17 protein-coding genes are annotated in these 17480 nt (G+C 41.6%); 2 read left to right on the forward strand and 15 right to left on the reverse strand.

From position 1 onward, the window contains the following. Window positions 1-10 precede the first annotated feature (10 nt). From LG307_RS19095 to LG307_RS19120, 6 genes are all read right to left on the reverse strand, one after another. Complete coding sequence (locus LG307_RS19095; protein WP_404445301.1) at window positions 11-1117, reverse strand: glycosyltransferase family 1 protein; 1107 nt, start codon at window positions 1115-1117, stop codon at window positions 11-13. After that, the gene (locus LG307_RS19100) at window positions 1102-2256 is read right to left on the reverse strand and encodes a glycosyltransferase family 4 protein (RefSeq protein WP_404445303.1); all 1155 of its coding nucleotides are present in this window, start codon (window positions 2254-2256) and stop codon (window positions 1102-1104) included. The genes LG307_RS19095 and LG307_RS19100 overlap by 16 nt, the downstream gene beginning before the upstream one ends. A gap of 21 nt (window positions 2257-2277) precedes the next feature. Continuing rightward, window positions 2278-3153 carry a UTP--glucose-1-phosphate uridylyltransferase GalU gene (gene galU, locus LG307_RS19105; protein WP_404445305.1) on the reverse strand — a complete coding sequence of 292 codons (876 nt, stop codon included), beginning with the start codon at window positions 3151-3153 and terminating at the stop codon, window positions 2278-2280. Window positions 3154-3168: 15 nt separating this feature from the next. After that, window positions 3169-5019, reverse strand: coding sequence for a polysaccharide biosynthesis protein (locus LG307_RS19110; RefSeq protein ID WP_404445307.1), 1851 nt, complete (start codon window positions 5017-5019; stop codon window positions 3169-3171). Between the two features lie 229 nt (window positions 5020-5248). Beyond that, window positions 5249-5917, reverse strand: coding sequence for a CpsD/CapB family tyrosine-protein kinase (locus tag LG307_RS19115; RefSeq protein ID WP_404445310.1), 669 nt, complete (start codon window positions 5915-5917; stop codon window positions 5249-5251). Further along, window positions 5898-6623 carry a YveK family protein gene (locus tag LG307_RS19120; protein ID WP_404445312.1) on the reverse strand — a complete coding sequence of 242 codons (726 nt, stop codon included), beginning with the start codon at window positions 6621-6623 and terminating at the stop codon, window positions 5898-5900. Before LG307_RS19120 ends, LG307_RS19115 begins: the two co-directional genes overlap by 20 nt. Before the next feature lie 557 nt (window positions 6624-7180). Here LG307_RS19120 and LG307_RS19125 point away from each other — a divergent pair. Beyond that, entirely contained in the window at window positions 7181-7561 is a 381-nt protein-coding gene (locus tag LG307_RS19125) for a helix-turn-helix domain-containing protein (RefSeq protein ID WP_404445315.1), read from the forward strand. Further along, window positions 7554-7688, forward strand: a complete 135-nt coding sequence (locus tag LG307_RS19130; RefSeq protein ID WP_404445318.1) for an anti-repressor SinI family protein — start codon at window positions 7554-7556, stop codon at window positions 7686-7688. The genes LG307_RS19125 and LG307_RS19130 overlap by 8 nt, the downstream gene beginning before the upstream one ends. A gap of 182 nt (window positions 7689-7870) precedes the next feature. Here the strand turns inward: LG307_RS19130 and LG307_RS19135 are convergent, their stop codons facing one another. The 9 genes from LG307_RS19135 to LG307_RS19175 all read right to left on the reverse strand — a co-directional run bounded on the left by LG307_RS19135 (window position 7871) and on the right by LG307_RS19175 (window position 17475). Beyond that, a complete protein-coding gene (locus tag LG307_RS19135) occupies window positions 7871-8824 on the reverse strand; it encodes a hypothetical protein (protein WP_404445320.1) in 954 nt (317 codons plus the stop codon). 248 nt (window positions 8825-9072) lie between these two features. Next, window positions 9073-9303: a preprotein translocase subunit SecG gene (gene secG, locus LG307_RS19140; RefSeq protein ID WP_060665413.1), complete on the reverse strand. Its 231-nt coding sequence runs from the start codon at window positions 9301-9303 to the stop codon at window positions 9073-9075. Window positions 9304-9664: 361 nt separating this feature from the next. Next, complete coding sequence (eno, locus tag LG307_RS19145; RefSeq protein ID WP_010196826.1) at window positions 9665-10960, reverse strand: phosphopyruvate hydratase; 1296 nt, start codon at window positions 10958-10960, stop codon at window positions 9665-9667. 199 nt (window positions 10961-11159) lie between these two features. After that, window positions 11160-12695, reverse strand: coding sequence for a 2,3-bisphosphoglycerate-independent phosphoglycerate mutase (gene gpmI / locus LG307_RS19150; protein WP_404445322.1), 1536 nt, complete (start codon window positions 12693-12695; stop codon window positions 11160-11162). Next, window positions 12688-13449, reverse strand: a complete 762-nt coding sequence (gene tpiA, locus LG307_RS19155; protein WP_404445325.1) for a triose-phosphate isomerase — start codon at window positions 13447-13449, stop codon at window positions 12688-12690. The genes gpmI and tpiA overlap by 8 nt, the downstream gene beginning before the upstream one ends. Window positions 13450-13661: 212 nt before the next feature. Next, window positions 13662-14846 (reverse strand): phosphoglycerate kinase, encoded by a 1185-nt coding sequence (locus tag LG307_RS19160; RefSeq protein WP_148965512.1) that lies wholly within the window; start codon window positions 14844-14846, stop codon window positions 13662-13664. A 146-nt stretch (window positions 14847-14992) separates the two neighbouring features. After that, window positions 14993-16000 (reverse strand): type I glyceraldehyde-3-phosphate dehydrogenase, encoded by a 1008-nt coding sequence (gap, locus tag LG307_RS19165; RefSeq protein WP_404445328.1) that lies wholly within the window; start codon window positions 15998-16000, stop codon window positions 14993-14995. 49 nt (window positions 16001-16049) lie between these two features. Next, window positions 16050-17069, reverse strand: a complete 1020-nt coding sequence (locus LG307_RS19170; protein ID WP_404445331.1) for a sugar-binding transcriptional regulator — start codon at window positions 17067-17069, stop codon at window positions 16050-16052. A 163-nt stretch (window positions 17070-17232) separates the two neighbouring features. After that, on the reverse strand, window positions 17233-17475 hold the full coding sequence (locus LG307_RS19175; protein WP_404445333.1) for a glutaredoxin family protein: 243 nt from the start codon (window positions 17473-17475) through the stop codon (window positions 17233-17235). Between the last annotated feature and the right edge of the window lie 5 nt (window positions 17476-17480).

A 17480-nucleotide genomic window follows, 5' to 3' on the forward strand; every position in this document is an offset into this window, starting at 1 on the left:
CTGACCACCTTTATATTGCCGAGTAAAAACCTTCTGTCCAAGAAGCTGTATTTTTTATATTGTAGCCCTTGTCACTTAAAATCTTCGAAAAGTCCATTTCTCGGTCGGTAGAATTGCTCATTTTAGTTGATATGGCTTCAACCCATTGATGATGTTTTTTTATGGGAAGATATTCTACTAACCCTAACCCCATATCGACCTCTTCTGTAATAACATCAGATATCAGACATGGAACATTGGCACTCTGGGCCTCGATTAACGTAACAGGTAAACCTTCATGTAAAGATGGAAATGCAAATAAATCCATCCCTTGAAGCAAGTGGGGAATATCACTTCTTACACCTGCAAAAATTACTTTTTCTTCTAACTTTAATCGTTGCACCTTTTTCCTCAGTTGCTCCTGTAGAACTCCGTCTCCCACCAGTAAAAGGTACGCTCTCTTATCCACTCTTGATAGTTTTGCAAAAACATCCAATAAAAAGTTGTGATTTTTTTGTTCATTAAATCTTCCTATATGGCCTATTACAAAGTCCGACTCCTTTAATTGAAATTCTTCCCTTATACGTTCCCTGTTGAAAGCTGAAAACTTAAAGTTCTCTGGTTCAATTCCGTTTTTAAGGATTTGAGCCTGATGAATTTTATTTTTAAAGAGCCACTCCGCTGCCTTATGTGAACAAGCCATATAGTGGGTTGCAAATTTTAAAATGTCTTTTCCTACATACCATTTATATAGTTTGGCTATTGAGTTCCCCTCACTACTAGTATTGTGACTATGAGCTATCCTAGTAGGTACATTATGTTCTTTAGCTACTTTCAACACCAAACCACTCATTTTATCCATGTGAGAGTGGATAATTTTATATTCTTTGGTGGATGAAAAGAACTGGTTAAGTGCTTTGGTATACCCCCGCTGTCCAACGTCTGTAATATAAGGAATACGATGCACTTTTCCTCCTAGACTTTGAATCTCTTGATCAAAAACTCCTTCTTTACAGGTCAGGAAATCAAACTGAATTTTTGTTCGATCGATATTTCTATAGAGATTCATTAGTAGAGTCTCCGCTCCGCCCCTGTTCATATTTACTACGGCGTGAAGTACTCTTATCGGGCTTCCCATAGAACACCCTCCTGTTCTGGCATATACTTTTTGTAAATTTCGGCAAGTTGAAGTCGAACCGCTTCTTCATTAAACTTGTTTAGTATTAACTTTCTTCCGTTAAGACCAAAGAGTTTCCTCTGTTCGGTGTTTGTATAGAGGTTCTTCCATGCAGCTGAAAACTCGCTACTACAGTTTTCTTTTAACAAAAATCCATTATATTCCTCAAAAACCAACTCCCGGTGTCCGCGGTTGTCGCTTGCAACTACCGGTAAGCCACAAGCCATCGCTTCCATGATGTTGACTGGGAGGCCTTCACGATAACTGGATCCGACTGCTACGTCACAAGCTGGGAGGATTTGGTCAATGTCTTTTCTGAATCCAAGGAATTCCACTTGGGAATAAACTCCAATTTTTTCTGCCAGCCTCTTGCATTCTTCTAACAATATTCCTTCGCCGGCAAGTAAAAGACGAGCTTTGGGAAGCTCGTCTTTTAGGGTTGCTATAGCGTTAATGAGCACTTTCTGGTTTTTATTTTTGTTAAATTCTGCTGCGTAGAAAAGGATAAAGTCATCTTGTTTAAAGCCAAGTTTAAGGCGCAGTTCTTTTTTCTGTTTTTCTGTTGCAGGTTGGAAGCGGGTTGTGTCTACTCCCACTCCGTTTACCAATTCAATATGTGGGGAAGGGAATCGCTGTTCAACGGCAAGTACATAGTCTTCTCTGTTTATAGTAATTAAGCAATCTGTAAATGCGGCAAGCTTTTTTTCGATAGGGTAGTAGAGTAGCCAGTTTATGTATGGTGCCCCCTTGCAGAAATGAAAACCATGTGCGGTGTAGAGAACTTTCGTGCCTTTTTTTCTGGCTTCCTTTGCCGCAAGCCTTGTCAACACGCCACCAAGTGGCGTGTGACAGTGAATGATTTTGTACTGATTCTGATTGATAATAGCTTTTAATTCCTGATAGGCTTTCACATTCTCCTTCCGAAATGGTGAACGGTGGATGGGAATGACATGTTTTTGATCTGTAAAAGGTAAATCGATGTTTCCGGCTGCAGCAACGTGAACTTCCCATCCCTGTTCTTTGAACCATTTCATGGTAGGCAGGTGGAACGCTTTAAAATGGAAATCTACTGTGGCACAAAAAAGAATTTTCTTTGACACGGTTATCCTCCTATCAGGATATTATTTAATGGTTTCCCGGTTAATCACCTTTGTCAGGAAATCCAATAGCGGATATTTCAATTCATCGTGCTGTAGGGCAAATTCGATGGTTGTTTCAATGAAACCGAGTTTTTCACCGACATCATAGCGTTTTCCTTCAAATTCGTAGGCATACACTGCTTCGAATTGATTAAGTGTAGCGATGGCGTCTGTAAGCTGTATTTCGCCTCCTGCTCCAGGTGCCTGATTTTGCAGGATGTCAAAAATCCTTGGCGTTAAAATATAGCGACCCATGATGGCCAGGTTAGACGGGGCTTCTTCAACAGCCGGCTTCTCTACAAGAGCCTTGATGGTGTAAAGTTTGTTGTTTATTTCTTTTCCATCCACGATGCCGTATCGGGAAACTTCGTTAGGGTTCACACTCTGAACTCCCAAGATACTGGAGCTGAAGCGATCAAACTGATTCATCATTTGTTTGAGGCAAGGTGTTTCGGATTGCACAATATCGTCACCGAGCAAGACGGCAAACGGTTCGTTTCCGATAAATTTTCTTGCACACCAAATCGCGTGCCCCAGTCCTTTTGGTTCTTTTTGTCGGATGTAATGAATATCCACATTGGATGGTTTTTGCACTTCACTCAGCAGTTCCACTTTTCCTTTGCTTAGTAAATTCTGCTCTAACTCAAATGAGTTATCAAAATGGTCCTCAATTGCGCGCTTTCCTTTACCTGTCACAATAAGGATATCTTCTATACCTGCATTAATTGCTTCCTCCACGATGTATTGAATCGTAGGCTTGTCGACAATCGGCAGCATTTCTTTTGGCATGGCTTTTGTTGCAGGGAGAAACCTGGTTCCGAGACCCGCAGCTGGAATAATCGCCTTCCTTACTTTCATGGGTTCCACTCCTTCTTATCCTGTAACCGTGAGCATCACTTTTGGTTTTTCTATGTGCTCTTCTATCACTTTTCTGTTGGCTAGTTGCAATAATGTTTCTCTCAGGGCATCGTTTTCATAAGCTTCAAGATTCTCCAGTAATTCATTTATCTCATTCATATACAATTGTGATGTCTTTCCGATGTGTATTTTCGGATAGATTTGTTTTTCTTGTATTTCGTTATCATTGAGCAGTTCTTCAAACAACTTTTCACCAGGTCGAACTCCTGAATATTCAATGCCAATGTCTTCTACCGAATAACCGGATAATTTTATTAGATTTTTGGCAAGATCCAGGATTTTAACTGGCTCGCCCATATCTAGCACGAAAATTTCCCCGCCGCGTGCAAGACTTCCTGCTTGGATTACAAGTCTTGAAGCCTCCGGGATGGTCATAAAATATCGGATCATGTCAGGATGGGTTACCGTGACCGGTCCACCAACCATAATTTGCTGCTTGAATCGCGGGATTACGCTTCCCCTACTACCTAAGACATTTCCAAAGCGGACCGCAATGAATTTTGTGGTACTCTTTTTATCCAAATCTTGAATGATCATTTCCGCTAATCTTTTGGTAGATCCCATTACACTGGTTGGATTTACGGCTTTGTCGGAAGAGATCATGACAAAGGTATGAACGTTATTCCAATTGGCCGCAAGTGCTACATTTTTTGTACCGATGATGTTGTTTTTCACTGCCTCTTCTGGATTTCGTTCCATAAGTGGTACGTGTTTATGGGCAGCAGCATGATAGACGATATATGGTTGATGCTTTTCCATGATCGTCCCCATCTTCTTTCCATCCTGGATATCCGCAATTTCGGTCACAAAATTAATGCTGGTTTCCTTGAACGTTTCTTTCAATTCCATTTCTATGGAGTAGATGCTATTTTCACCATGTCCGAGTAATACCAATTTGGATGGGTGAAAGGAAGATACTTGGCGACAAATTTCAGAACCGATGGAACCTCCAGCTCCGGTTACTAGGACCACTCTGTCTGTGATGGTTTCTGAAATGCTGTCCATGTCCAACTCTACCGGTGGCCTTCCAAGTAAGTCCTCCACCTGTACGTCTCGGAAATGATTGACGGAAACTTTTCCAGTCATTAAATCCTCCAACATCGGAAGGGTCTGTGTTTTCACAAGTGTTTTCCCGCATTCCAGAAAGATTTCATTCAATTCTTTTTGATGTAAAGATGGAATAGCTATTACAATATGTTCGATTGCTAATTCTTTAACAGCTCTGACGATACTCTCTCTTCCGCCTACAACCGGAACACCAAGGATGTCCAATTTATTTTTTTTATGATCATCATCAATGAAAGCTATGGGATATAAATCTGACTTGGGATTGTTTAGAAGTTGCCTTGCCACCATTCTCCCCGCTGCCCCTGCTCCTATAATCAGTGTACGTTTGACGGATCCTTTTCTGAGCAGTACGTTATCCCTCCACAATCTCCAACCGAACCTTGATCCACCAATGCAAACCAGGTAGATGAACCAGGTTGTTAGTAGCATTCGTAGTTGCAGCCCGTTGCCCAGGAAGTACTGGATAGGTGCTGCTAGGAGTATGCTGATACTTACTATTTTTATAATTATGTATAATTCCCCTACACTCGCATACTCCCATGCTTTCCGATACAGTTTGTATCTATGCGATACTATGGTATGGATTAGGACCAGGCTCATGATGATGGAAGTCAATATCTGCCCGTTTTCCTCATTAAAACTGCCTTTTGCTAAATAATTACTCAAATACAATGCGGCCACCATTAAAGTGATGTCTGCTGCCAATAACGTAAACAATCGAAACAAGCCTGCCAACATTCGTCCTCCTCTCATTCATTTTGAATTGCTTAAGAATGGAGTGATGATGCTCACTTCATTCCTAAATAATCCAATAAAAATATGGGCATTCAACCCACCCTCACACCACACTACCGACAACTTGTGTCTAAGGTTTTCACCCACAGCATGATCGAGTGCCTCCATTGATAACGGCAAGGAGACATCGCCGGTATAAAGAATACATAATTCTTAATAAAGAACGATAGGATTAAAAAAATCTACTTAACAGACCTTTTGGTTTAGCATTCAATACCACACCTAGCAGATTGGCCTTTGCAATTTCCAGTGCTTTCTTTGCCTCTATAGCTTTGGCATTCTCCGTCTTCCCGTCTTTCACTACCATGATAACTCCATCACATTTACTTGCGAATATGCGTGTATCATTTCCTTGAAGTGCCGGAGCGGAATCGACCAGGATATAATCGAAGCTTGTAGAAAGCGTTTTAAGCAATTCATCAAGAGTAGTAGATTTGAAGACTTTTTCAGTACTATAAGGTATTGGGCCTGCAGTCAACACTTTCATTCTACCAATGCTTGTTTGATTGATGGATTCTTCCGCCGTTTTCTGGCCTGTCAAAACATTGGTCAGGCCGACGGTGTTCTTTATTTTAAATACTTTATGCAAGGTCGGTTTTTTTATGTCTGTATCAATGAGAAGGACGTTCTGACCGTTCTCAGCTAATGCTGCCCCCAGATGGGTAACAATCGTTGTTTTTCCTTCCTTATAGCCAGGCGATGTAAATATGATCACTTTACTTTTATTTTCAAAAGAAGAGAATTCGACGTTCAACCTGATTCTCTCAATTTCTTCAATTAATGATTGAGGTGTCTGCTTGTTCCTACGAAAGATACTTTTATCAGCTAATTTTAGATTCACCTATGTCACCTCTCATATATGCTTCTGCCTTTTTCTCTTTGTTGGCACCCAGTGTTTTCTTTTTATATTTGGAAACAGTTCCTAGGACAGGTACTTCAAGCAAGTTCTCGATGTCCCTTTCCGATCTGATTTTGTTATCCAGGCTATCTAAGAGGAATACGAACCCGATTCCGATGATAACACCCAAAACCATCCCAATCTTTATCAGCCTGTTGGATTCCGGATTTATGGGTGGCTGATTCTCCTTTACCACCGCAGGATACAAGATTTCGATGGAGTTGAAATTCAAGGTACTTACCACCTGTTCTTTAAAGACTTTTGCAGTGGTATTTGCTATTTCGGCAGATCGGTAAGGGTCAGGGTCGACTGCGTAAATCTTCACTATTTGTGAGTCCTGGACAGTCTCGACATTTATCTGACTTGCCAAGCTCTCCATCGACCTTTCCAGTTCCAGTTCCTCGATAACCGCCTCCATGACAGGAGGTTCCTTTACGAATACTTGCAAGGTGTTTATGATATTTGCACTATCCTGAATGAGCAAGCTTGCTGAAGTCTGGTAAAGTGGTGTCGGTTTTGTAAAATTATTATAAATGGCAGAGGCTCCAGTTGTGAATATGACAAACAATACTATTATCCAAGATTTCTTTAAAAGAAGTTTAATAATCTTTCCAATTTCAATTTCCTTATTACTACTATGTGAATCCATGTCTACCCCTACTTTCTTGTTTTGTACGACAGTGCTATATTAAGAACAACAGGTGTAAAAATTTTTGTTGGATATACATTGGATTATAGTTCATTATATAGAACGTGTCAACGAACAAGTTCAATTTTATGGAATTTTATATCATTGAATCAAAAGTGCTTTTTACAAGTCTTATTTTCAATTGTTTCTTTCCCATCATTTTTATATGTTTATCAATGTTTGTTACTGCCACATACCTTTTTTTATCTAATAAATCTCCTGCACAATTCGGGCAACTCGACTGATCTTGTTCGAAGCTACTATACGATTTATTATTGCATCTGCAGCAATACTTCATATACATAATTGGGAGTTCTCCTTATATTATGAATTTTGTTATAAAGTATATAACAAAATGTTCTTAATAGAAAACGTCAAAATAGTTTATATTTTCTTAATAAAGAACTTTTTTCGTCAGTTTACTCACGTATCCTTCTATTTAATGAATTTTACGTTTTTTCCAAAGAACGATTAGTACTATATAATGAACGTTATACATAAAAATAAGGAGATTACTGATGATCGGAGAACGAATTAGAAAGCTAAGGAAGAGCAAAGGCTATTCACTCAGTGAGTTGGCTGAGAAAGCAGGGGTTTCAAAGTCGTATTTAAGTTATTTGGAGCGTGATTTGCAGACAAATCCCTCCCTACAATTTCTTCAAAAGATATCTATAAGTTTGGGGACAAACATAGAATACTTACTGGATGGTCGTTCAACGGATAAGAAGTTGGAACATAGCAGGCTTGTTGTGGATGACGAATGGAAAAAACTGATACAAAAAGCTATCAGGGAAGGCATGACAAAAGAGGACTTTGTTAATTATCGCAATTATCTTCAATTCCAAAAATGGCAATCATTCAATCGAAAAGATAGCAAGGAGGAAGGCACAAGTGGTTGAAATATTAGATTTGGATATGGAATGGGTGGAATTGATTTTGGAAGCCAAGGACCTTGGAATATCGGACGAGGAAATTCGGAGGTTTTTTGAAGAAGTTAAAGTTGGGGAATCCCTGGTCGGTAGATGAGAGTGGTATTAATATAGTACAAGATGATCTTAGTAATGTAAAAGATCATCTTTTTTTATTCCTGTAGGATTTAAGTGTTTTTACTACAGTAACTATTGACATGCCACTCTATTTCAATGGAAAAATAATAAAACACCCTATGAAATTTCTCCATAGGGTGTATATAAGACAATATTACTCAACTACGCTCCAGCCTTAACCGTCTGTTTCCAGACACCATTTTCATCTTGCCATTTAATAATCATTGTTCCGCCACTTTCAGTTAAATAAAATGTTTGGCTTGGGTTAGCAACTAACTCTCCTGTTTCAGAACCCTTAACATATTCAACATATACTGCGAATGCGTTGTTATTTGTTACTCGCCACACTCTGTCTCCTTCTTGAATATCAAGGTCAGGGTGAGCCGCTTTAAATGCATCCGATTGTCCGTCTTGAATATAAGTTAATTGAAGGTTTTGGACTACTAATTTTGCATCATGAACGTCTGGTGAAACATCTGTTCCGATGGTTTCTAGCTCTTCAGTAGTTAAAGGTGCATGACCCTCTGTTGCATCTTTAACTGTTTGAAACTTGCCTTCTAGTTCTGCTACTTTAGCATTTGCTTCTTCAATCTCAGCGTTTGCTCGTTCAGCTTCTGATCTGTTTGTTTCGTTCTCAGCAACTAAAGCTTCGTGTTCTGCTAAAAGAGTATCGTATTGTACTTGTAATTCATCCAATTCACCAGACACTCTTGATAACTCACTTTCCAATGTCGCCATATTTTTTTCTTTCTCTGCAATAGTTTCTTTAGCAATGTTAAGATCAGCTTCTAATCCAGTAATTTCTGCCTTCAAATTTTGAATTTGTTTTTCTAAAAAGCTCTTGCTAGCCTTTAAGTTATTTATCTCCGTTTTTGCACTTACAATTTTATTGTTTGCATCTGTAAGACTTGCAGTTGCATTATCTTTTATTAATCCAATCTTGCTTAATAGTGAACTTTCAGCGACCTCATATTGAACAACCTTATTCTTTAATTCCTCAAGTTGTGCCTTCACTTTGTCTACAGTTTCTCCACCCGTAAATGTAAATCCTACAGTTCCTACTGCAAGCGTCCCAGTTAGTGCTAAAGCTGCTACTTTACCTGAAATTAATCCCATTGATAATTCCTCCGTTTTATGTATGATTTTGTTCTTTTTTAAGAACATCTTTAGTATAGTTCTTTATTAAGAACAATACAATTCAGAGAAATGGCCATATTTGCCCAAATTAGGCTTATTTATATCCTTTTTCCTATGAATACTCCATTTTTCTTACAATTTCGTTCTTTCTCACCATTATTTTTGTTCGTTATATAGTTAATATGATCTAAAAAACCACTTTCCAGATTCGGAAAGTGGTTTTATTATTATGCGAAGTATGCAATTGACAGCGTCAGGATAAAGAATAATACAGAAAGAACAACTGTCGCACGGTGTAGAACTAGGTCTAGGCCGCGTGCTTTTTGTTTTCCGAAAAGTGTTTCTGCTCCACCGGAGATTGCTCCTGAAAGACCTGCACTTTTACCTGATTGAAGTAGTACTACTGTGATCAAAGAGATTGCTACGATAATAAGTAAAATAGTAAGAAATAACGTCATGTAAACTACACCTCCTGCGGAACGTACATATCTGATTATATTAAATGTACCACATTATGACAAGGCGGACAAGAGGAAATGAGAGGTAGGGTGTCCTCTAAATAAAGCTGATTTCTCGAGGACCGAAACGTAATTTAACCTCTTCGAATGAATTAGTCAATAAACGGGCTAAAGTATACAATAAATGGTCTGAATTATACGATAAACAGTCTCAATTATTCAATAAAGCTGTCCAAATTAACCATAATCCATATTTTGTAATACAACCTAAGGATTATTGAACTATTTTCGCGTCTTCTCCAATTAGAAGCTAAGAAATTAAAAAAGAACCCAACCGAAGTCGGGTCCTCTCAAGAAGAAATTACTTCTTCAAGTTATAGAAAGAACGTAGTCCGTCGTAGCGTGCTGTGTCACCAAGTTGATCTTCGATGCGAAGAAGTTGGTTGTATTTAGCTACGCGGTCTGTACGGGATGGTGCACCTGTTTTGATTTGGCCAGCGTTTGTTGCTACTGCGATGTCAGCGATTGTGCTGTCTTCTGTTTCACCAGAACGGTGAGAGATTACTGCAGTGTAGCCTGCGCGTTTTGCCATTTCGATTGCTTCGAAAGTTTCTGTAAGTGTACCGATTTGGTTCACTTTGATTAGGATGGAGTTACCGATTTTGCGCTCGATACCTTCAGCCAATTTCTTTGTGTTTGTTACGAAAAGATCGTCTCCTACTAATTGAACTTTGTTTCCGATGCGCTCCGTTAATAGTTTGAAACCTTCCCAGTCGTTTTCGTCTAGACCGTCTTCGATAGAGATGATTGGGTACTTGTCCGCCATCTTCTCGTAGAAGTCTACCATTTCAGCAGAAGTGTAAACAACGCCTTCTCCTTTAAGGTGGTATTTACCGTCTTCTTTGTTGTAGAACTCAGAAGCTGCAGCGTCCATGGCTAGCATTACTTGCTCGCCTGGTTTGTAACCAGCTTTTTCGATCGCTTCAATGATTGTTTGAAGAGCTTCTTCGTTAGAACCTAGGTTTGGAGCGAATCCACCTTCGTCACCTACAGCAGTGTTTAAGCCTTTTGCGCTTAATACTGATTTAAGAGCGTGGAAGATTTCTGCGCCCATACGTAGAGCTTCTTTGAAGTTTTCAGCTCCAACAGGCATTACCATGAATTCTTGGATGTCAACGTTGTTATCCGCATGCTCTCCACCGTTGATGATGTTCATCATTGGTACTGGAAGAGTTTTGGAGTTGAACCCACCAAGGTGTTGGTATAAAGGAATTTGAAGGAAGTCAGCTGCTGCACGCGCTACTGCCATGGAAACACCAAGGATTGCGTTTGCACCTAATTTTCCTTTGTTTTCTGTACCGTCAAGGTCGATTAACGCTTCGTCGATTGCTACTTGCTCAAGTACGTCGAAAAGACCTACTAGTTCAGGAGCGATGATTTCGTTTACGTTTTCTACTGCTTGTTGAACACCTTTTCCAAGGTAGCGGGACTTGTCGCCGTCGCGTAGTTCTACTGCTTCGTACTCACCTGTAGATGCTCCACTTGGTACTAGTGCGCGTCCGAAAGCTCCGGATTCTGTGTATACTTCTACTTCGATTGTTGGGTTACCACGGGAGTCTAGGACTTCGCGTGCGTAAACGTCAGAGATAATTGGCATGTTTGTAACTCTCCTTTTGGAATGAGATATTTTTATTGTCATTGCTTTAACACCGCTATAGATCTCCGTTCCAGGTGTTCGCTTATCCAGAGGACGGTGCTTGAGCCTCCTCGGCTGCGCCTGTGGGGTCTCAAGCTACCGTTACTCCCCCGCTGGAGTCTCACACCTTGCACTTCGATCTATAGCTAGAAATCAGCTATTACTTTTTGATTAATGAACTACCTGTCATTTCAGATGGTTTGTCCACCCCTAGTAAGTCTAGCACAGTTGGGGCTAGGTCACCAAGGATTCCGCCGTCGCGGAGTTCTACACCGTTCTTTGTAACGATGACTGGTACAGGGTTGGTTGTGTGAGCAGTCATTGGATTGCCTTCTGTCGTAACGACTTCGTCAGCGTTTCCGTGGTCTGCTGTAATGATGGCCACGCCGTCTTTTTCTAAGATGGCGTTGACTACCTTCCCTAGGCACTCGTCTGTCACTTCCACTGCCTTGATTGTTGGTTCAAGCATTCCGGAATGCCCGACCATATCAGGGTTAGCGAAGTTCAAGATGATTGCATCATGTTTATCTGCTGCTATTTCGGCTAAAAGTGCCTCTGTTAACTCGTAAGCACTCATTTCCGGTTGTAAATCATAAGTTGCCACTTTTGGAGAGTCAATCAAGATTCGTTCTTCCCCAGGGTAAGCATCCTCCCGTCCGCCGCTCATGAAGAACGTAACGTGCGGGTATTTTTCCGTTTCTGCGATACGAAGCTGGTTCAAGCCGTTTTGTGATAATACTTCGCCCAAAGTATTGTCCATCCCTACTGGTTTAAAGGCTACATATCCATCGACCGTTTCACTGAAGTGAGTCAAACATACGAACTGAAGGTTGTTCGGATGCTTTGCCCCACGATCAAATGCGCGGAAGTCAGAGTTGGTGAATGTGTTGGAAATCTGGATGGCACGGTCCGGACGGAAGTTATAGAAAATAACTGCATCTTCGTCCTGAATGGTTGCCACTGGACTTCCGTCTTCGGTTGTCATGACTGATGGAATGACGAATTCATCAAAGATTCCGTTGTTATAAGAGTCATTGATACATTCCATCGCGTCGTTATAAGTAGGTCCCTCTCCGTACACCATGGCACGGTAAGATTTTTCTACACGATCCCAACGCTTGTCACGGTCCATGGAGTAATAGCGGCCAGAAATGGTTGCAATTTCCCCTACTCCAAGGTCTAGAAGCTGCTCGTTCAGCTGCTCAAGGAACTCTGGTGCGGACTTAGGTGCAACATCGCGGCCGTCTAAGAATCCATGAATATAAACTCGGTCCAAGCCTTCTCTTTTTGCAAGCTTTAAAAGTGCAAATAGATGTTGTATGTGACTATGAACGCCTCCATCTGAAAGTAAGCCGAACAGGTGAAGGTTGGTTCCTTTTTCTTTTGCATGCTTAATGGCATTCAGGAACGTTTCATTTTCATAAAAGTCCCCTTCGCGGATTGCCACATTTACACGAGTTAAGCTTTGGTACACAACGCGGCCAGCTCCGATGTTTAAATGGCCAACTTCAGAGTTACCCATTTGCCCTTCCGGAAGGCCCACCGCTTCCCCGCTTGCAGTCAATTGCGCATGCGGGTATGTGCTCCAAAATTTATCAAAATTAGGTTTGTTTGCTTGCGCCACCGCGTTACCGGTTGTTTCGCCGCGCATCGCAAAACCGTCTAAGATGATTAGTGCTACTGGTTTTTTAGTCATTCTTACCTGCCTCCAAAAGCTGTAAGAAAGATTGATGCTCAAGGCTTGCTCCGCCTACAAGTGCTCCATCGATATCGGATTGAGCCATGTATTCTGCGATGTTTGTCGGTTTTACAGATCCGCCATACTGGATGCGTACTGCATCAGCTGTCGCTTGATCGAATTCAGAAGCGATAACGCTGCGGATGTGCGCACATACTTCGTTTGCATCTTCCGCTGTAGAAGATTTACCAGTTCCGATAGCCCAGATTGGCTCATAAGCAACAACCGTTGTTTTAACTTGGTCAGAAGTTAAGCCTGTTAGAGCTTTCTTCACTTGGTTGCCAACGATGTCGTTTGTTTTTCCGGACTCGCGCTCTTCAAGCGTTTCACCGCAGCAAACGATTGGCGTTAATCCGTGTTTGAATGCTGCTAGAGTTTTCTTGTTTACTGTTTCGTCCGTTTCAGCAAACATTTCACGACGTTCAGAGTGGCCTAACACTACATAGGATACACCGATGTCTTTTAGTGCAACAGGGCTGACTTCGCCTGTGAATGCTCCGCTGTCTTCGAAGTGCATGTTTTGGGCACCGATTTTAAGGTCGCGGCCTTCTACGTTTGAAATAAGTCGCTCTAGGAAAAGAGCTGGTGCACATACTACTGCGTCGATTTTGTCTGCAGCAGGGACTAGTCCTTTTACTTCTTCTACGAAGCTAGTTGCTTCGGAGAGTGTTTTGTGCATTTTCCAGTTACCAGCAATAATTGGTTTACGCATGGTATCCATCCTTTCGGGGTTGGGGTAATTAAAGTTTCTGTTATACACCGCTGTTGATTTCCGCAAATGGCTTCGCTTTCCGCGGGGCGACCTTGAGCCTCCTCACTTCGTTGCGGGGCCTCAACAATGTCGCTACTCCCCCGCTGGAGTCTTCGCCTTTTGCTCCAATCACCAGCTAGAAACCTTATAATACTTAAAGAGTAATACTTTAATTACTTATCGTTCAGCGCTACTACTCCTGGAAGTTCTTTGCCTTCCATGAATTCTAGGGATGCGCCTCCACCAGTTGAGATATGGCTCATTTTGTCTGCGAGGTTGAATTTTTCAACAGCAGCCGCAGAGTCTCCTCCACCGATGACAGAGTATGTATCGGTAGCTTCTGCTAGGGCTTCACCTACTGCTTTTGTTCCGCCAGCAAATGCATCAAGTTCAAATACTCCCATTGGTCCGTTCCAGATGACAAGTTTGGAGTTTTTGATTACATCCGCGTAGATTTCACGGGATTTAGGTCCGCAATCAAGGCCTTCCCAGTCGCTTGGAATTTCTTCAATAGGTACGATTTTTATGTTTGCGTCATTGGAGAAATCATCTGCTACGACCACATCCACAGGCATGTACATGTTCACGCCTTTTTCTTTTGCTTGCTCCATGAAGGATTTAGCAAGGTCGATTTTGTCTTCTTCAAGTAAAGATTTCCCTACATCATAACCTTTTGCCTTGATGAACGTGTATGCAAGTCCACCACCGATGATTAGGTTGTCCACTTTGTTTAGAAGATTTTCAATCACGCCGATTTTATCTTTAACCTTTGCTCCACCGATGATTGCCGTGAATGGGCGCTCAGGGTTGGAAAGGGCTTTTCCAAGTACTTCTAGTTCTTTTTCCATTAAGAGGCCTGCTACTGCCGGTAAGTGCTGGGCGATACCTTCTGTGGAAGCATGTGCACGGTGTGCTGCGCCGAATGCGTCATTTACATACACATCTGCAAGCTCAGCAAACGCTTTTGCAAGTTCTGGATCGTTTTTCTCTTCACCAGGGTAGAAACGAACGTTTTCAAGTAAAAGAACGTCTCCCTCGCTCATGTCGTTTACGATAGCTTTTACGGAATCTCCGTAAGCTTCATCCGCTTTTTTCACATCTTTTCCAAGAAGCTCTTGTAGACGAGCTGCAACTGCATTTAAGCGAAGCTCTTCGACTACTTGCCCTTTTGGACGTCCTAAGTGGCTTGCAAGCAAGACTTTCGCACCGTTATCCACTAGGTGCTTGATGGTTGGCAATGCTGCACGGATACGCGTTTCGTCAGTTACTTGTCCGTCCTTCATCGGTACGTTAAAGTCCACACGGCAAAATACGCGTTTTCCTTTGACGTCGATGTCACGAATACTTTTCTTGTTCATCTTGAACGGCCTCCCTTTATAAGGAATTGTTTTTTTGGAAACATGAAAAGAGGGAGGGGTGTGTTCCCCAATCCCCCTCTACTTCACATGTCTTATTATAGAATGCTGATAAGGTTTATCCAAGCAATATCTATTTGCTATGAAAATTATAGTCCTTTAGAAGCGATGTATTTCGCTAGGTCTACTACACGGTGAGAGTATCCGCTCTCGTTGTCATACCAAGAGATTACTTTAACCATGCTGCCTTCCATTACCATTGTAGATAATGCGTCGATTGTAGAAGACTCAGGGTTACCATTGTAGTCACCAGATACTAGTGGCTCTTCAGAGTATCCAAGAATTCCTTTTAATTCGCCTTCAGCTGCTGCTTTGAACGCTGCGTTTACTTCTTCAGCCGTTACATCTTTGTCAAGCTCAGCTACAAGGTCAACTAGAGAAACGTTTGGAGTTGGAACACGCATAGCTCCACCATTCAATTTACCTTTAAGTTCAGGTAATACTAGAGATACTGCTTTTGCAGCTCCAGTAGTTGTTGGGATAATGTTCTCAGCTGCTGCACGCGCACGACGGTAGTCTTTGTGTGGCAAGTCTAAGATTTGTTGGTCATTTGTGTAAGAGTGAACAGTTGTCATCATTCCGCGTTTGATACCGAACTTGTCGTTCAATACTTTTGCAAATGGCGCCAAGCAGTTAGTCGTACATGATGCGTTAGAGATAACGTTGTGGTTAGCTGCATCGTACTTGTCTTCGTTAACACCCATTACGATGGTGATATCTTCATCAGATGCAGGTGCGGAGATGATTACTTTCTTCGCTCCAGCTTCTAAGTGTTTCGCAGCGTCTGCACGCTTTGTGAAGAAACCAGTAGATTCTACTACTACTTCTACTCCAAGCTCACCCCAAGATAATTTCGCTGGGTCGCGCTCTGCTGTAACTTTGATTGTTTTGCCGTCAACAACTAGGTTGTCGCCGTCTACTTTCACATCAGCAGCTAGTTTGCCGTGGATGCTGTCATATTTTAATAGGTGAGCAAGCATGTTAGCATCTGTTAAATCGTTAACTGCTACTACTTCTACCTCAGAGTTGTTTAATGCTGCGCGGAATACGTTACGTCCAATACGTCCAAATCCGTTAATACCAATCTTTACTGCCATGTTAATTTCCTCCTTAGTTTTTCTAAGAAATTTTTATTAGAAGGGATGTTTAGTCCCTAATTAACTCTTTTGCTGCTCCTTCATCCGTTATGAGGATGGTGTGTGGAGCTTTTTTTAAATACGCTTGAATCGCTTTTGCCTTTGAGGCACCGCCGGCTACTGCAATCACACATTCTATCTTTTCCAAATCTGCGAGTTGCATTCCAACTGTCTGAACTTTATGCACCACTTCTCCGGCTTCATTGAAATAGTACCCGAAAGCTTCAGCTACCGCATAGGTTTGTTCGATCTTACGCATATTTTCCGGCGCTGTTTTACGGCGCTCTGCCATTGTTTTAGCGTCTCCAATTCCATGAATAACCATACTAGAATTTTTGATGAGTGAAATTACTTCTTTTATAGAAGGTTCCTCAATCATCGACTGGTAGGATTCATGACTCAGCGAATCTGGGATATGCAAGAGCCTGTAGTCGCCAGATGCCTTTTCTGCCATGGTGGCACAAATGGTGTTCGACTGGTTTTGCACCTTCTCCCCAAGCCCGCCCCGAGCAGGGACAAACAGCAGATTACGGTTTTTGGTGTCGGGTGTCATCATTTCCGCTACGGAAGAAACTGTCGTTCCACCTGCTACGGCAATGACATTGTCATCATGGAATCGTTCTCGCATGGAGGATACACATGCACGACCGAGCTCCTTTTTCACCCAAGGGGATTGGTCACTGTCACCCGGAACCACGACAACTTTTGTAATCCCTAACTTTTCTTCTATTCCCGCTTCTAATTGCTTTAAACCGGAAACTTCTTTCATAACCTCTTCTAGATCTTTAATGAGGTATTCCCCTTCTTTGGTCAATGTCATGCCGGCAACACTGACGTGAATCAGGTTCTGCGCTTTAAGGAAATCAACTTCCCCTCTCAGCACCCGCTCACTCAAACCTAGACTGCCTGACAAACTTCTTCTTCCAATCGGCTGCATCAACCTTATGTATCTAAGGATCTCGTATCGCTTCTGCATAATGGAAAGAAGATCAGGCAACAATTTCTTTTGTACTTCAATAATCTGTTTCATTATAGCTTCCCCTTCAGAGTGTGTATTTTACCTGATGGACAATCGCCTGTCTGTTGGACCTTAAATGTCCCACTGTGACATATTATGTCCCAGTAGCGGTAAAAAAAATCACCCTTGCTACAAGTTGATTGTAACAAAGGTGAAACCCTTATGCAACTAGGGTTTAGCGGATTTTTTCAAGTAAACGCTTTCTTACTTCTTCTTTGTTCACTTGCCCATAAGCAAGCATCTCTCCATCATGCTCCACGACCGGAATCATCAATTGATATTCTTCTAGAAGTGCGTCGTCTTTATAAATATCAAATTCTTGTATTGTAAAATCAAGCTCGGATTGCAGTTCTTTTAGTCTTATTTTTGCTTTGTCACAGAGAGGGCAATCCACTTTTGTGTAAAATTGAACGTTCATTTTGC

The sequence above is a fragment of the Sutcliffiella horikoshii genome (genome assembly GCF_044809035.1).
In the GTDB taxonomy this organism is placed as follows: domain Bacteria; phylum Bacillota; class Bacilli; order Bacillales; family Bacillaceae_I; genus Sutcliffiella_A; species Sutcliffiella_A horikoshii_G.

Excerpts from the sequence above, each read along its gene's own strand:
- LG307_RS19170 (WP_404445331.1), bottom strand. The coding sequence starts at position 17,069 with ATGAAACAGATTATTGAAGTACAAAAGAAATTGTTGCCTGATCTTCTT.
- gap (WP_404445328.1), bottom strand. The coding sequence starts at position 16,000 with ATGGCAGTAAAGATTGGTATTAACGGATTTGGACGTATTGGACGTAAC.
- LG307_RS19110 (WP_404445307.1), bottom strand. The coding sequence starts at position 5,019 with ATGTTGGCAGGCTTGTTTCGATTGTTTACGTTATTGGCAGCAGACATC.
- LG307_RS19125 (WP_404445315.1), top strand. The coding sequence starts at position 7,181 with ATGATCGGAGAACGAATTAGAAAGCTAAGGAAGAGCAAAGGCTATTCA.
- eno (WP_010196826.1), bottom strand. The coding sequence starts at position 10,960 with ATGCCAATTATCTCTGACGTTTACGCACGCGAAGTCCTAGACTCCCGT.
- LG307_RS19095 (WP_404445301.1), bottom strand. The coding sequence starts at position 1,117 with ATGGGAAGCCCGATAAGAGTACTTCACGCCGTAGTAAATATGAACAGG.
- LG307_RS19160 (WP_148965512.1), bottom strand. The coding sequence starts at position 14,846 with ATGAACAAGAAAAGTATTCGTGACATCGACGTCAAAGGAAAACGCGTA.
- LG307_RS19175 (WP_404445333.1), bottom strand. The coding sequence starts at position 17,475 with ATGAACGTTCAATTTTACACAAAAGTGGATTGCCCTCTCTGTGACAAA.
- galU (WP_404445305.1), bottom strand. The coding sequence starts at position 3,153 with ATGAAAGTAAGGAAGGCGATTATTCCAGCTGCGGGTCTCGGAACCAGG.
- gpmI (WP_404445322.1), bottom strand. The coding sequence starts at position 12,695 with ATGACTAAAAAACCAGTAGCACTAATCATCTTAGACGGTTTTGCGATG.
- secG (WP_060665413.1), bottom strand. The coding sequence starts at position 9,303 with ATGACGTTATTTCTTACTATTTTACTTATTATCGTAGCAATCTCTTTG.
- LG307_RS19135 (WP_404445320.1), bottom strand. The coding sequence starts at position 8,824 with ATGGGATTAATTTCAGGTAAAGTAGCAGCTTTAGCACTAACTGGGACG.
- LG307_RS19120 (WP_404445312.1), bottom strand. The coding sequence starts at position 6,623 with ATGGATTCACATAGTAGTAATAAGGAAATTGAAATTGGAAAGATTATT.
- tpiA (WP_404445325.1), bottom strand. The coding sequence starts at position 13,449 with ATGCGTAAACCAATTATTGCTGGTAACTGGAAAATGCACAAAACACTC.